Annotated in this window: 16 protein-coding genes; 5 read left to right on the top strand and 11 right to left on the bottom strand. The window is 72.9% G+C overall.

The window, feature by feature from the left end:
• Nucleotides 1-17 precede the first annotated feature (17 nt).
• Together QQX13_RS05735 and pgi are read left to right on the top strand one after the other, a co-directional pair.
• The gene (locus tag QQX13_RS05735) at nt 18-308 is read left to right on the top strand and encodes a hypothetical protein (protein WP_301121081.1); all 291 of its coding nucleotides are present in this window, start codon (nt 18-20) and stop codon (nt 306-308) included.
• A gap of 56 nt (nt 309-364) precedes the next feature.
• Entirely contained in the window at nt 365-2,044 is a 1,680-nt protein-coding gene (pgi, locus tag QQX13_RS05730) for a glucose-6-phosphate isomerase (protein ID WP_301152765.1), read from the top strand.
• Nucleotides 2,045-2,099: 55 nt separating this feature from the next.
• On the opposite strand, the gene QQX13_RS05725 is transcribed toward pgi, so the two are convergent.
• From QQX13_RS05725 to uraD, 3 genes are all read right to left on the bottom strand, one after another.
• The gene (locus tag QQX13_RS05725) at nt 2,100-2,750 is read right to left on the bottom strand and encodes a DsbA family oxidoreductase (protein WP_301121077.1); all 651 of its coding nucleotides are present in this window, start codon (nt 2,748-2,750) and stop codon (nt 2,100-2,102) included.
• 169 nt (nt 2,751-2,919) lie between these two features.
• Nucleotides 2,920-3,240 carry a hydroxyisourate hydrolase gene (gene uraH, locus QQX13_RS05720; protein WP_301121075.1) on the bottom strand — a complete coding sequence of 107 codons (321 nt, stop codon included), beginning with the start codon at nt 3,238-3,240 and terminating at the stop codon, nt 2,920-2,922.
• Entirely contained in the window at nt 3,237-3,710 is a 474-nt protein-coding gene (gene uraD, locus QQX13_RS05715) for a 2-oxo-4-hydroxy-4-carboxy-5-ureidoimidazoline decarboxylase (RefSeq protein WP_301121073.1), read from the bottom strand. The genes uraH and uraD overlap by 4 nt, the downstream gene beginning before the upstream one ends.
• Before the next feature lie 23 nt (nt 3,711-3,733).
• Here uraD and QQX13_RS05710 point away from each other — a divergent pair, with 23 nt between their 5' ends.
• Nucleotides 3,734-4,294 (top strand): nucleotidyltransferase family protein, encoded by a 561-nt coding sequence (locus QQX13_RS05710; RefSeq protein WP_301121071.1) that lies wholly within the window; start codon nt 3,734-3,736, stop codon nt 4,292-4,294.
• 7 nt (nt 4,295-4,301) lie between these two features.
• Here QQX13_RS05710 and QQX13_RS05705 read toward each other — a convergent pair whose 3' ends face one another.
• The 5 genes from QQX13_RS05705 to QQX13_RS05685 form a co-directional block, all read right to left on the bottom strand.
• A complete protein-coding gene (locus tag QQX13_RS05705) occupies nt 4,302-4,703 on the bottom strand; it encodes a hypothetical protein (RefSeq protein WP_301121069.1) in 402 nt (133 codons plus the stop codon).
• Between the two features lie 40 nt (nt 4,704-4,743).
• Nucleotides 4,744-5,988 (bottom strand): allantoate amidohydrolase, encoded by a 1,245-nt coding sequence (locus QQX13_RS05700; RefSeq protein ID WP_301152764.1) that lies wholly within the window; start codon nt 5,986-5,988, stop codon nt 4,744-4,746.
• Nucleotides 5,985-7,211 (bottom strand): pyridoxal-phosphate-dependent aminotransferase family protein, encoded by a 1,227-nt coding sequence (locus QQX13_RS05695; RefSeq protein ID WP_301152763.1) that lies wholly within the window; start codon nt 7,209-7,211, stop codon nt 5,985-5,987. Before QQX13_RS05695 ends, QQX13_RS05700 begins: the two co-directional genes overlap by 4 nt.
• 61 nt (nt 7,212-7,272) lie before the next feature.
• Nucleotides 7,273-8,832, bottom strand: coding sequence for an AtzH-like domain-containing protein (locus QQX13_RS05690; protein WP_301152762.1), 1,560 nt, complete (start codon nt 8,830-8,832; stop codon nt 7,273-7,275).
• Complete coding sequence (locus QQX13_RS05685) at nt 8,825-9,937, bottom strand: acetamidase/formamidase family protein (protein WP_301152761.1); 1,113 nt, start codon at nt 9,935-9,937, stop codon at nt 8,825-8,827. Before QQX13_RS05685 ends, QQX13_RS05690 begins: the two co-directional genes overlap by 8 nt.
• A gap of 337 nt (nt 9,938-10,274) precedes the next feature.
• On the opposite strand from QQX13_RS05685, the gene QQX13_RS05680 reads away from it, so the two are divergent.
• Entirely contained in the window at nt 10,275-10,721 is a 447-nt protein-coding gene (locus tag QQX13_RS05680; protein ID WP_301121054.1) for an Hsp20/alpha crystallin family protein, read from the top strand.
• A 137-nt stretch (nt 10,722-10,858) separates the two neighbouring features.
• Here the strand turns inward: QQX13_RS05680 and QQX13_RS05675 are convergent, their stop codons facing one another.
• Complete coding sequence (locus QQX13_RS05675; protein ID WP_301121049.1) at nt 10,859-11,452, bottom strand: gamma carbonic anhydrase family protein; 594 nt, start codon at nt 11,450-11,452, stop codon at nt 10,859-10,861.
• A 64-nt stretch (nt 11,453-11,516) separates the two neighbouring features.
• Nucleotides 11,517-12,599, bottom strand: coding sequence for an SDR family NAD(P)-dependent oxidoreductase (locus QQX13_RS05670; protein ID WP_301152760.1), 1,083 nt, complete (start codon nt 12,597-12,599; stop codon nt 11,517-11,519).
• Nucleotides 12,600-12,699: 100 nt separating this feature from the next.
• Between QQX13_RS05670 and QQX13_RS05665 the strand changes: the two genes are divergently transcribed.
• Nucleotides 12,700-13,251: a TetR family transcriptional regulator gene (locus QQX13_RS05665; protein WP_301152759.1), complete on the top strand. Its 552-nt coding sequence runs from the start codon at nt 12,700-12,702 to the stop codon at nt 13,249-13,251.
• A gap of 13 nt (nt 13,252-13,264) precedes the next feature.
• Here the strand turns inward: QQX13_RS05665 and QQX13_RS05660 are convergent, their stop codons facing one another.
• A complete protein-coding gene (locus QQX13_RS05660) occupies nt 13,265-14,281 on the bottom strand; it encodes a LacI family DNA-binding transcriptional regulator (RefSeq protein ID WP_301121040.1) in 1,017 nt (338 codons plus the stop codon).
• Nucleotides 14,282-14,340: the final 59 nt, after the last annotated feature.

Below are 14,340 nucleotides of genomic sequence, written 5' to 3'. Positions count from 1 at the left end.
ACGAGGGGGGGGTTCACATGCATCCGGTCGCCAAGAGGTGCCTGATCTGGGCAGGGGTGCTGCTCGCCGTGGGCGTGCTGATGTCCGTCTACGGCACCAACCTGCTGGTCTGGTTCCAGGACGTGGTGGGCTTCAACGCCGAGCCCGCGCTGCACGTGTTCGGGATCGTGACGGCGGTGCTGCACAACTTCGCGATGCCGCTCGCGGCGGCGCTCGTCGGAGCCGCCGTCGTGATCCAGACGCTCGCGCCGCGCGGCGCCGCCGATGCCGCGGCGAGGACCGATGCCCGGGCGACCGAGTCCGCCTGACGCCGCCCCACCCAGGTCCTACGCGCATCGTCCCGACTCGGACTAGCCTGGCAACCGTGACTGCACCCATCGATCCCACGACCACGTCCGCCTGGGCCGAGCTCTCCGCCCTCAAGGACGGATTCGCCCCCGACCTCCGCGCCTGGTTCGCCGAGGACGCGACCCGCGTCGAGCGTTTCTCGCTCCCCCTCGCGGACCTCCATGTCGACCTGTCGAAGAACCTCGTCACCGACGAGATCCTCGCGTCGCTGGTCAAGCTCGCCGAGGAGACCGGCGTCGCCTCGCGCTACGCGGCCATGCTCGCCGGGGAGCACATCAACACGACCGAGGACCGCGCGGTGCTGCACACCGCGCTCCGTCGCCCGGCGGGCGCACAGCCCGCGCTGGTCGTGGACGGCCAGGACGTCGACACGGACGTCCAGTCCGTGCTGAGCGCGATCGACGCGTTCGCCACCCGGGTCCGCTCCGGCGAGTGGAAGGGCGTCACCGGCAAGAAGGTCACGCACATCGTCAACATCGGGATCGGCGGCTCGGACCTCGGGCCCGTCATGGTCTACGAGGCCCTCGAGCCGTACGCGACCGCGGGCATCGAGACGCGCTTCGTGTCGAACATCGACCCCACGGACATGGGCCAGAAGGTCAAGGGCCTCGACCCCGAGACCACGCTGTTCATCGTCGCCTCGAAGACGTTCACCACCCTCGAGACGCTCACCAACGCACGCCTCGCGCGCGACTGGCTGTGGGAGACGCTGGGCGCCGCAGGCGTGCCCGTCTCGACCGACGCGGAGAAGGACGCCGCCGTCGCCCACCACTTCGTCGCCGTCTCCACCGCGCTGGACAAGGTCGCGGCCTTCGGCATCGACCCGACCAACGCATTCGGCTTCTGGGACTGGGTGGGCGGCCGCTACTCGGTCGACTCGGCGATCGGCCTGTCGCTCGCCATCTCGCTCGGCCCGGACGTGTTCCGCGAGCTGCTCGCCGGCTTCCACGCTGTCGACCGCCACGTCGCCGAGACCCCGCTCGAGGAGAACGTGCCCGTCCTCATGGGCCTGCTCAACGTCTGGTACGTCAACTTCCTGGGCGCCCAGTCGCACGCGGTGCTGCCCTATGCCCAGCAGCTGCACCGGTTCGCCGCGTACCTCCAGCAGCTCACCATGGAGTCCAACGGCAAGTCCGTGAAGTGGGACGGCACCCCCGTCACCACCGAGACCGGCGAGATCTTCTGGGGCGAGCCCGGCACCAACGGCCAGCACGCCTTCTACCAGCTGATCCACCAGGGCACCAAGCTGATCCCGGCGGACTTCATCGCGGTGGTCAACCCCGCGTACCCGCTCGAGGACGGCGGCCAGGACGTCCACGCGCTGTTCCTCGCGAACTTCCTTGCGCAGACCAAGGCACTCGCCTTCGGCAAGACGGCCGAGGAGGTCGAGGCGGAGGGCACCACCGGCGCCCTGGTCGCCGCGCGCACCTTCGCCGGCAACCGCCCGACCACCTCGATCTTCGCGCCGTCGCTCACGCCGTCGGTGCTGGGCCAGCTCATCGCACTGTACGAGCACATCACCTTCACCCAGTCGGTGGTGTGGGGCATCAACGCGTTCGACCAGTGGGGCGTCGAGCTGGGCAAGAAGCTCGCCCTCGAGATCGCCCCGGCCATCGAGGGCGACGATGCGGCGCTCGCCGCGCAGGACGCGTCCACCCAGGCGCTGATCGCGTACTACCGCGCGAACCGTTCGTAGTCCCGCGGGACTGACACGAGGGGCCGGGTCCGACGGGACCCGGCCCCTCGTCGCGTCACACGGTCGCGGACTCGCGCGCCTCGCGCGCCTTGGACAGCGCGAGGGCGAAGGTCTCGACCGGCTGGGCGCCGGACACCGCGAACGCACGGTCGAACACGAAGAACGGCACCCCGGTCGCACCGTAGGCCGCGGCCTGGTCGATGTCGGCCTGGACATCGGCGTCGTACGCGTCGGAGTCGAGCACGCCGCGCACCAGGTCCGCGTCCAGCCCCACCTCGGTCGCGAGCGCCACCAGGGTGTCCGCGTCGGAGACCACGGCACCCTCGGAGAACTGCGCCTTCATCAGGCGCTCCTTCATCTGCGCGCCGAGCCCGTGCGCGTGCGCGAGATGCAGCACGCGGTGAGCGTCGCGGGTGTTGGTCGACATGTACCGGTCGAAGTCGTAGGCGATGCCGGCCTCGGCGCCGAGCGACTCGAGCCGGCCGTTCATCTCCTTGACACGGTCCGGCGTCGTGTTGAACTTCTTCGCGAGGGCCTCGGCGTGCGGGGTCGCCTGACCGGCGGGGATGGTGGGGTCGAGCTGGAAGCTGCGGTACCGGACGGCGACGTCGTCGCCCGAGGCGCTGATGGCCTCCTCGAGCCGCCTCTTGCCCAGGTAGCACCAGGGGCACGCGATGTCCGACCAGATCTCGATCTCGATAGTCATGCCCGCAGAACGTACACGACTCCGGCTCCATTCCTGGACGCGTCAACTACCCTCGGGCCGTCCGGATTCCCTTCATGGGGACCGTTCCGGCGGGGAGTCCGACACGAATCGCTTCATGGGGTGGTCGGACATCCGGCCCCGCCGGTGGACCGGGGGCGTGCGGGTCCGCTCAGGAGCCCCGGTACGTCGAGTACCCGAAGGGGCTGAGGAGCAGCGGCACGTGATAGTGCGGGTCACCGTCGACCCCGAACGCGATGCGCACCTCGGGGTAGAACGTCGCGATGCCGCGGTCCGCGAACCAGGCGCCCGTGGCGAAGACCAGCTGGTACGTGCCCTCGTGGAGCTGATCGGGACCCAGGGAGGACACCCGGCCGTCGGCGTCCGTCACCCCCGTGGCGACCTCGACGTCGCCGTGCAGCAGCCGCACGCTCAGCCCGGCCGCGGGGCGGCCGTGGACGGAATCCAGCACATGCGTGGTCACGTGGCTCATGACTCACCTCCATAGATCTGGCGCAGGCGCAGCAGGGCGATGCCGCGCAGCTGGTCGGCGACCTCCGCGAGCTCGGCCACGTCGTCGTTGCCGAGCCTCCTCTCGAGCTCGGCGACGATCTCCGCACGCGACCGCCCGGCCGCGCGGATGAGGAACACGCGCCCGAACCGCTTCTCGTACAGCGCGTTCAGGTCCGCCAGGTGCGCCGCGAGCGCCTCGTCCTCGGACTCCGAGGACGCCTGCTCGGCGCGCGAGAACCGCGCCTCCGCATCCTCGCCCTCGCGGCGATCCCCGATCCGCGGGTGCGCCGCGAGCGCCTCCTCGATCTCCGTGGGCGTCAACGGCGTCGCGGCCGAGACGGCGGCCCGCTCGAGCTCGAGCATGCCCCCGTACGCGCGCGACGCCACCGTGTCCGCCCAGCGCTCGACTCGCAGGCACGTGAGGAGGTCGTTCCGAGTGGGTTCGATCATGCTTCCATCCTAGGATGCGAGACATGGCGGAAGGCCTGGTCGGGGTGGTGCTCGCCGCGGGTGCGGGCACCCGTTTCGGCATGCCGAAGGCCCTGGCACGGGACGATGCGGGGGCCTGGCTCCCGCGCGCGTGCGGGCTGCTCGCGGACGCCGGCTGCTCCACGGTCATCGCCGTGCTGGGCGCGGGCGCCGAGGAGGCGCGCCACCTGCTGCCTCACGGGGCCCACGGCGTGGTCGCGGAGCGCTGGCGCGAGGGCATCGGCGCGAGCCTTCACGCCGGGATCGAGGTGGCGCGCGCGGTGCACGCGCAGGCCGTGCTGGTGACGCTCGTGGACCTGCCGCACCTGGAGCCCGAGGCGGTCACCCGCGTCGCCGCCCTGTGGACGGGCGACCCGACGGTCCTGGCCCGTGCCAACGACGGTGGCAGCCCGGGACACCCGGTGCTCGTGGGCGGGGCGCACCTCGGGCCGCTGCTCGCCACGGTCGGCGGCTCGCGCGGCGCGGCGCACTACCTGAGCGCGCACCACGTGACGGAGGTCGACTGCACCGGGCTCGGCGCCGCCGACGACGTCGACGCGCAGTAGCACCCGCTCAGCGCGGGTTGCGCCGCGCGCTCCCGCGACGCATCGCCGCGCGGCAGCGGTCCGCCAGCTCGCGGGTCACCAGGTACTCACGGACCTTGCCCGAGACGTCCTTGACGGTGAGCAGCACTCCGTCGGACAACGGCGTCTCGCGCACGATCTCGGCGACGCGGGTGCGCCCGTCGCGCCCCACCATCAGGATCACGACGATCCCCGGCACCAGCAGCGCCATGGCCCCGCCCGCGACCAGCGGCAGCACCGTGAGGATCATCGCGCCGCCCTTGACCAGCAGCACGCTGCGCACCAGGAGCAGCAGGTAGGCGCCGACCATGACCTGTCCGGCGACGTGCCAGCGGAGGTTGCCGCGCCGGACCACGCTCACGCGGCCGCGCTCCTCCACCAGAGTCCTCACGATGTGCCCCTCACTCGATGAGGACTCGACTGTACCGCCGCTATCGCACGAGGCTCACCACCGCGGCCTCGAAGGCGTCGAGAGCGGCCGCGACATCGGCCTCCGTGACGGCCTCGGCGGGGTGGTGGCTCACGCCGCCGGCGCACGCGATGAACAGCATCGCCCAGTCGGTCATCGCGGCGATCGCCATCGCGTCATGGCCCGCCTTCGACAGGAGCACCAGCGGGTCGTCGTCGCCGGTCGCGGCGATCCCCGCGCGGACGGCGTCGACCAGGCGCGGTGCGGGCGCCTCCGCGGGCGCCGAGTGCGTCTCCTCGATGGACAGGACCAGGCGTCGCTCCTGGCAGAACTCCTGGATCGCGTCCTGGATCGCACGCCAGCAGGCGTCACGCCCCTCATCCGTCGCGGCGCGCACGTCGAGCGAGAAGCTCGCCTCGCCGGGGATCACGTTGGCCGCGCCCGGCGCCACCTCGATCATCCCCACGGTCGCGACGCAGTCCATCTCGCGGGCGAGCCGCTCGATGTCGAGCACCGCCTGCGACGCACCCACGAGCGCGTCGCGCCGGCGGTCCATCGGGACGCCGCCCGCGTGGCCGGCCTTGCCGGTGATGGTGAGCTGGAAACGATGCGCTCCCGCGATCGCGGACACCACGCCCAGGGGTCGCCCTGCCTCCTCGAGGTACGGCCCCTGCTCGATGTGGGCCTCGAGGTAGCCGAGCACCCGCTGCGGGTCGCGGGCGGCCTCGCCGACGCGCGACGGGTCCAGCCCGAAGGTCTGGAACGCCTCGACCAGGGTCACGCCCTCGGCGTCGCGGAGCTCCCACCAGCGCGCGTCCCAGGTGCCGGCGACCGCGCGCGAGCCGAGCAGGGTCGAGCCGAAGCGCGTCCCTTCCTCGTCGCCGAAGCCGATGACCTCGATCGGGAACGGCAGGCGCTCGCCGCGCTCGTGGAGCCGGGCGACCACCGCGATCGCGAGCATCACCCCTAGCGGACCGTCGTAGCGGCCGGCGTTCGGGACGGTGTCCAGGTGCGAGCCGAGCAGCAGCACCGGCGCCTCCGGGTCCGCGCCCTCGTAGCGTCCGACGATGTTGCCCGCGGCGTCGGTCCAGGTGTCCATGCCGGCGGCGGCCATCCACGCGGCGGTCGCCGCGTTCGCCGCCGCGTGCTCCGGCGTGAGGTAGGCGCGGTGGATGATGCCGGGCACGGCGGTCAGGGTGCCGAGGTGGTCGCACCGCGCGAGCACCTCAGCGGCGTCGACCGCGGTCGCCTGGTCGGCGCGGGTCATGCCGCCGTGCCGTAGGCGTCGTACGCGGCGTCGACGCCGCCGCCCGTCGGCACCGCGACGCCGACGCGGCGCAGCACGGTCTCGAGGGCGCTCAGCGTGGTGAGGACGGCGTCGGTCCGGGCGTTGTACCCCATGGTCCCGATCCGCCACACCCTGCCCGCGAGCGGCCCGAAGGAGGTGCCGATCTCGATGCCGAAGTCCGCCAGCATCGTGCCGCGGACGGTCTCGCCGTCGACGCCGTCGGGGATGACGACGCCGACGATATTCGCCATCTTGTGCTCGAGATCACCGAACACCTCGAGGCCGAGCCCCTGGACGCCCGCGAGCATCGCCCGCCCGTGGAGGGCGTGACGCGCCTGGTAGGCCTCCAGCCCCTCCTCGAGCACCAGCCGCGCGCACTCGCGCGCCCCGTAGAGCATGGTGGTGGCCTCGGTGTGGTGGTTGAGGCGGCGCGACGACCAGTAGTCGAAGATCATGCCCAGATCGAAGTAGTTCGACCGGATCGGGTGCGCCGCGACGGCGTCGCCCTCGGCGCGGATGCCGGCCTCGATCGACTTGCGCCGCTCGATCACCTCGACCGCGCGCGCGGAGAAGGTGGCCGGCGCGGAGCCCGAGGGCCCGCCGAGGCACTTCTGCAGGCCGCCGGTCGCGGCGTCCACGCCCCAGTCGTCGGTGAGGAACGGGTTGCCGCCGATGGTCGCGGTGACGTCCGCGTACAGCAGGCAGTCGTACCGTTCGCACAGCTCCTTGAGCCCGTCGAAGGGCTGCAGCACCGTGGTCGAGGTGTCGCCGTGAACCGTCGCGAGCAGCGTCGGACGCACGCGCTCGAGGGCGGCCTCGATGACGTCGAGCTCGGCGATCCGGCCCCACTCGATGTCGACCGTGTGGACCTCCGCTCCGCACCGCTGGGCGATCTCCACGAGCAGGTGCCCGAAGCGTCCCATGACGGGGACGAGCACGCGGTCCCCGGGTTCGAGCAGCGACACCAGCGCGGCCTCGATCGCACCGCGGGCGGTCGAGTCGATCAGGAGCGTCTGCTGGTTCCCGGTGACGAACACCTGCCGGTACAGCCCCATGACCTCGTTCATCGCGTCGGTCATGAACGGGTCGTACTGGCCGACCAGCTGCGCGGACATGGCCCGCAGCACCCGCGGGTCGGCGGTGATCGGGCCGGGGCCCATGAGCAGCCGGGCGGGCGGATCGATCGGGCCGGGCAGGGACATGCGCGCCTCCGGGAATGTTGATGTGACCTACACAGTGTGACGGACGGGTGTGACGCCGTTGTTACGGCGCGAGCTCGCGCTCCAGGGCGAGACCGAGGGCGACCAGGGCGCGCTCCGAGTCCTTGGGACCGACCAGGCACAGCCCGACCGGCCCCCCGGGGGTGTGGAGCAGCGGGACGGAGAGCCCCGGACGTCCCGTGAGCCCCGCGATGGCGGTCATGCTCAGGGTCGCCTGCCGCCGCGACTCGAGCGTCGACTCGTCCGCGTCCAGGGACGGGGCTGCGGAGGCGGCGGACGGCAGCAGCAGCACCGAGTCGCCGAGCGACTCCTCGATCGCGATCGCCAGGCGCGTGACGTCCGCCAGGGCGTCCTGCTCGCGCTCGGGCGTGACGTCGCGCGCCCAGTCGAAGCGCGCCTGGACGTCGGGTGCGAGCGCGCCCGGGTGCGACGCGACCCAGTCGCCGTCGCTGCGCCACGCCTCCGCGGACTGCGTCACGCGGAACGCCATCAGGAGCTCGCCCAGGTCCGGGACGTCGACCGGCGAGATCTCCCGCCCGCCCTCGACCAGCCGCTCGAGCGCGGCGTGGAACGCGGCGCGCACCTCGGGTGCGCACGCCATCCCGACCGCCGGGGCGGCGACCAGCCGCGTCGCGGGCGCCACCGCGGGACGCCCGACCAGGCAGGCCTCGGCCACCGTGCGCATCGTCCCGCCGTCGCGGGTGAGCCAGCCCGCGGTGTCGTACCGGGGCGCGAGCGGATGGACGCCCTCGAGGCTCACGGCCCCGTGCGTCGGCCGCAGACCCCAGAGTCCCTGATAGGAGGCCGGCACACGGATCGAGCCGGCGGTGTCCGAGCCGAGCCCGATGGTCGCGTGGCCGAGCGCGACCGCGCTCGCGGGACCGGAGCTCGATCCGCCGGGGATCGCCCCGGGGACCGCGCCGTTCGGCGGGGTCCCGTAGTCGGGGTTGAGCCCCGCGACGGAGTAGGCGAACTGATCGGTCTGCGCGATGCCGAGCACATCCGCTCCCGCGTCGAGCAGCGCCTGCACCGCGGGGGCGTTCGCGTGCTGCACCGGCGCCTCGGCGAGGAACGCCTTCACCCCGACCCCGATGCGCCGGCCCTCGACCGCGAACAGGTCCTTGACCGCGACGGTGTGACCGGCGAGGGGCCCGTCCGGGCTGCCCGGCACCAGCGGCGAGCCGATCTCGCGCCAGATGGAGCGGTCGAGCGCCGGCGCGGGCGCCGACACATGCGCGGCGGCGACGCGCCAGGCGCCGTCCGCGGCACGGCGCCACAGCTGCGACACGGCCCCACGGCCGCCCGCGGCGGGTGCGTTGACGGTCACCACGTGCGCGGAGTGGAGGTCGACCGGGTGGATCCGCATCTCGACCACGCGTCGCGCCCCGATCCCGCCGCGGCGGCCGCGGAAGCCGGTGATGCGGTCGTGCCCGGCGAGCACACCCGAGCGGTCGGCACGCACGGTGTCGGGACCGGGTTCGAAGAAGTCCGCCAGCGCGTCGAGGTCGTCGGCGATCAGGGCCGCCTCGTAGCCGAGCACGGCGTCGACCAGGCCAGCGGGAGCGGGAGCCGCTCCCGCCACATGGATGATCGGCTCAGGCACGGGCGACCCCCTCGAAGTCGGAGCGGCGGATGCGGGCGTGGACGCCCTTGACCAGGTCCACCACCTGGGAGATCTCGAAGTCCGTCGCGGCGGACAGGTAGGCGTAGGCGAGGTGAGGGGCCATCCCGTAGCGCGCGCCCAGCAGGGCGATGGCCTGGCGGACGCAGGCCCGCATCGCCTCGTCGAGGTCCTCGTCGAGGCCGGTGGGCATCAGATGGGTCGCGTCCGCGGCGAGCGGCGAGGCGAGATCGCCGAAGTCGCGCGCCGCCGCGGTGGCGTCGATCAGGTCGAGCCGGATCCGGGCGCGCAGCGAGGCCTCGAGCGCGGTGAGCGAGACCTCGCCGTGACCCTGCGCGAAATGCGGATCACCCACGTAGGCCAGCGCGCCCGGCACCTGGACCGGGATGTAGAGGGTGGCACCGGCGGTGAGGTGGCGGATGTCGATGTTGCCGCCGTGCGCGCCCGGAGGTACCGAGTGAGCGCGCTCGCTGGTATCGGTGGCCACGCCCATGATCCCGAGGAACGGGGCGAGCGGGAACCGCACCACGCGCTCGCCGTCCGGGGTGAGAGGCAGCCGACCGGTCCATCCGCCGCCGTCCTCGCCCTCCGCATCGTCCCGCGCGATCGGGCTGAACACGCTCACCTCCCCCGGGGCCTGCGGGAACTCGCCCGGCAGGGCTCCGCGCCCGTGCCGGTTCGAGATGACCCCGTAGTCGACGCGCGGGGTGGCGTCGAGCAGGGTGATCGCGAGCAGGTCGCCCGGCCGGGCGCCCCGCACCTCGATGGGCCCCGTGACCACGTGCGGTCCGTCCGCCGCCTCGCGCGTCCGGGTCGCAGCGATCGCGACCGCGTCGTCCAGGACGCCCTCCCGGTCGACCCCGTGGCCACCGAAGAATCCGACGGGGTCGGAGCCCTGGTCCGCGAGGATGCCCTCGTGGCTCACGGTGTCGACCACCAGCTCCTCGCCGGGGTCCACCGCCATGACGGCGGCGTCGCCGCGGCGCGGCAGCCGGCCCCAGTGGACGAGCGCCGGGTCCGCGGGCAGGTAGCGCGCGCCGTCGGGGACCCGGTCCCCCGGCTGGAGGATGCCATCGAAGTCGGCCATGGGGCCCCTCTCGCTGCGACCGGGCCGCCCGGCGGCGGCCGACGTCGGTGTCCCGAGACTACTCCCGGCCCCGCCGGCGGCACTTCCGCGCCCCGCCGCCCCGCCCGCCCTCGGACGCTCCGCACGGAGTCGGTCCTGGTTCCGCGGCGTGTCGCAGGTCCGCGCGGTCCCCGGACGGCGTGTCCCGGCGAGATCCGTGCGGACCGTCCGGAGAGGGGTGGAACAAGACTTGAGTCCAGGCCGCTCAAGTCTTATCCTGAAGGCGGAGCGCATCCCGCGCTCGCCCGAGAGGGCGCCATCCCTCCCGGGCCACGAGTCCTGTTCAGGAGGTCAGATCATGGCACGAGAGGTTCTCCGTCGCTCCGTTCCGGCTTCAGCCGCGACGCCGTGGCCGGACGATTTCCAGCGGATCGTCCAGCAGTTCCTCGGCGACACCGACACCACCCTGTCCGGCGCCTTCAGCCCCGCCCTCGACGTCGAGGAGACCGAGGACGGCTTCACCATGCACGTGGAGCTGCCCGGGGTGAAGCCCGACGAGGTCGACGTGTCCCTCGAGGAGAACGTGCTCACCGTCTCCGGCAAGCGCGACTTCTACGAGGAGAAGAACGCCGAGGGCTTCCGGCGCGTCGAGAGGCGCTTCGGACGCTTCCACCGCGCGGTGCGCCTGCCCGACCGCGTCGACCCCGACAAGGTCGCCGCGACCTACAAGGACGGGCTGCTCACGGTGACGGTGCCCAAGGCCGAGTCGGCCAAGCCGCGCCGCATCGAGGTCAGCACCGACTGACGTGACCGGACGGCGGCGGATCGAGACCGTCGCCCGGCCCGCCCCCGGCGGCACGAGTCCGGGGACGCCGCGAGGCCCCGAGGGACGCGCCCTCGGGGCCTCGCTCGCGTCGTGCCGGCCTCCCGGCGAGGGGAACCTCAGCCGATGACCTCGTCGTCCGCGTGCGCCCCGTAGAACTCGCTCTGGCGTCGCAGCAGCTCGCGCATGGACGTGGTGCGGTCGACGCCGTACACGGTGCCCGAGAAGTCGAGGTCCTGCTGGATGGCCCAGACCTCCTCGTGGCGCTCGGGGGGCAGCATGGCCGCGGGGGTGCCCACGGCGATCCATCCGATGGGCAGGACGGTCCCGGTCGTGAGCCGCGTGTTGACCTGCACCACGCCACGGATCCGCACCTCGCACCCGTGCTCGATCACCGCGCCGGGGAAGATCGCCGCGCCGGTCGCGATGAAGCACTCGTCGCCCACCTCGGCCCCGTTGACGTGGACATGGGGCCCGATCACCACGGCGTCGCCGATCCGGACGTCATGACCCGCACGCGCCTTGACCAGCGCGTTCTCCATCACCACCGTGTCCTCGCCCACGCTGACGTGGCCGTCCTCCGCCGTCAGCACGGCGCCGTGCAGGATGCGTGCGCCGGGCCCGACGCGGACGTCCCCGCAGACGACGGCGGTGGGCGCCACCGTCGCGGTCGGATCGATGGTCGGGGACTTGCCGCGATGCGTGAGGATCATGCGACCACCGTAGCGAAGGCCCCCGGACACGCTCCGGGGGCCTTCGGCGGGACGATGCGGTGGCTCAGATCGCCGACCAGCCCCCGTCGGACGGGAGGATCACGCCGTTGAGGTTGACGCCGTCGTCGCTCAGGAGGAAGCAGATCGACGCCGCGAGCTGGTCCGCGGTCACCGGCGGCGGGGCGACGGCCAGGGCCCCCATCACGCGGTCCTGGCCGAGCGTGGAGTCGAACCGCGCCTCGATGTTGGTGATGACGCCGCCGGGCGCCACCGCGTTGACCCGGATGCCGCTCGGGCCGTACATGAAGGAGCTCGACCGCGTGATCCCGACCACCGCGTGCTTCGACGCCGTGTAGGCGACGCCCGCCGCGGAGCCGCGCAGGCCGGCCTCGGAGGCGATGTTGACGATCGACCCGCGGCCGGCCTCGAGCATGCGGGGCAGCACGGCCCGCGACAGCTTCATGAGACCGACGACGTTGACCGCGAACACGCGCTCCCAGACCTCGTCCGAGACCTCGTGGAGCGGGGTCATGTTGTCCATGATCCCCGCGACGTTCGCGAGCGAGTCGATGGCACCGCCCGCCGCCTCGAGCACCCGCGCGATGTCCTCGTCCTTGGTGACGTCGGCCGTGACCGTGGTGATGTCGAGGCCGTCGTGCTCGGCCGCGAACGCGGTCAGCCGGTCCGCGGAGATGTCGAGCGCGATCACGCGGCCGCCCTCGCGGGCGACGCGCGACGCGGTGGCGCGGCCGATGCCGGAGCCCGCCCCCGTCACCACGACGGTCTGCCCGGCGAAGCGGCCCTCGGTGATCCGCTCCTCCCAGTCGGGCTGCTCGGGAGCCTCGGGCGCGGCGCTCGGGGCCTCGTCGACGGCGCCGGCGGGCGCCGCGGGCGCGCCGGTATCGGCGGCCGCGGCCGCCTCCGCCCGCGCGATCAGGTCGTCGAGCGTGTCCTGGGTGAAGCGTCCGCCGCTGATCTTGATGAGCTTGTTCATCGAGAAGCGCTTGACGGGGTTCATCGCCTTCTCGCTCTGGCCCGAGTCGACGAGCATCTGGCGGATCACGGGGCCGCCGTACGGGTGGGAGAGCCAGTCGGCGATCTTGGTGTCGCCGCTGAGGCCGGTGAGGGAGGTGCTGGTGGGGGACATGCGTGCTCCTTGATCGGGCGCGACCGCCGACGGCGTCGGCTCCGCGCTGAGCCAGGTCCGGACATCGTTGTCCGGATAGGTTCCACTATAGATTCGTCTCATGGCGGTGAGAACCAACCGGGGACCAGGAGCGGCGGCGGAGAACCGCGCGGCGCTGCTCGCTGCGGCGCGCGAGGTGTTCTCGGAGCAGGGCGCGCGGGCGCCGCTGTCCGCGATCGCGCGCACCGCGGGCGTGGGCCAGGCGGTGCTGTACCGCCACTTCCCCACCCGCGAGGCGATCGCCATGGCCGTGTTCGACCAGAACATGGAGGCCGTGGAGGAGCTGGCCGCCCGCCCCGACGCGCGCCTGCGGGAGGTCACCGACCTCATCACCCATCAGATCGAGGGCTCCGCCGCCGTGATCGCACTGTTCGCGGTCGACGAGGAGGCTCCCGCGCAGCGCGAGCTCACGCGCCGCATCCGCCTCGCGCTGCAGCCCGTGCTCGAGCGCGCGATCGCCGCCGGCGAGGTGCGCCGGGACGCCACCATGGACGACCTGATGCTCGCGGTCGGGCTCGTGACCGCCGTGATCACCACCACGCCGCCCGGCGCCCGACACGCGCGCGCGGCCGCCTCGTGGCGGCTGCTCATGGACGGGCTCGCGCCGCGCTGACCGCGCCGGGCGCTCAGGCGGAGTCGCGCACCACGAGCTCGGTCGGCAGGATCAGCTCGTTCGGGCTCGCGATGCGGCCGTCGAGAACGTCGAACAGCATCTGCGCCATGAGCCGCCCCATCTCGCGGGACGGCTGTCGCACGGTGGTGAGCTGCACCGCCGTGCTCGTCGCCGCCGAGCTGTCGTCGAAGCCGACCACGGCGACGTCCTCCGGCACCCGCAGACCACGGGACAGCAGCACCGGGATCGCGCCGGAGGCCATCAGGTCCGAGGAGATGAACATCCCGTCGACGTGCCCATGGGTGTCGAGGATCTCGCGCATCGCGCGCACCCCGCCCACCATCGTGAAGTCGCCGTCGGCGACCGGGCCGGGCTCGAGCCCTGCCTCGTCGAGCGCGTCCCGCCAGCCGGCCAGGCGGTCGGTCGCGCCCTGCATCGTCAAGGGTCCGGTGATGATGCCGATCCGCCGGCAGCCGCGCTCGATCAGGCGGCGCGTCGCCAGCCATCCGCCGTGGCGGTTGTCGACGTCGACCACGTTGACCTGGTCGTCCCCCATGGTGGAGCGGCCGGAGAACACGACGGGCAGAGTCTCGACCAGGCGGCCGAGGAACTTGTCGCTCGTGTGGTGCGACACGACGATCGCGCCGTCCACCGCGCCGCCCGCGAGGTAGCGCATCGTCTTCCCGGTCGGGTCGTGGTTCGCGATCATGAGGTTGAGCACGTAGTCGCTGTCCTCGAGCCGCTCGTCGATGCCCGCCACCACGTCCGAGATGAACAGGTCGCCGAAGAACCGCCCGACATCCTCGGGGACGATCAGCGCGATCGCCTGCGCGCGCTGGCTCGCGAGCGAGCGCGCGGCGCGGTTGGGCACGTAGCCGAGCTCCGTGATGGCCTGCCGCACGGCCTCGGCGATCGGCGCGGAGACCGTCGGCGAGCCGTTGACGACGCGCGAGACCGTCGCGCGCGAGACTCCCGCCCGCGCGGCGACCGCCTCGAGCGTGGGGGCGTGAGCCCGTGACGTCGTCGTCATGTCACTCGTTCCCTTGCCCGCAGCCATGGGACCATCGTTCCAGACGGCCCCATGGCGCG

The sequence above is a fragment of the Demequina lignilytica genome (assembly GCF_030418375.1).
In the GTDB taxonomy this organism is placed as follows: Bacteria; Actinomycetota; Actinomycetes; order Actinomycetales; family Demequinaceae; genus Demequina; species Demequina lignilytica.
This window is presented reverse-complemented; position numbering and strand designations above follow the sequence as displayed.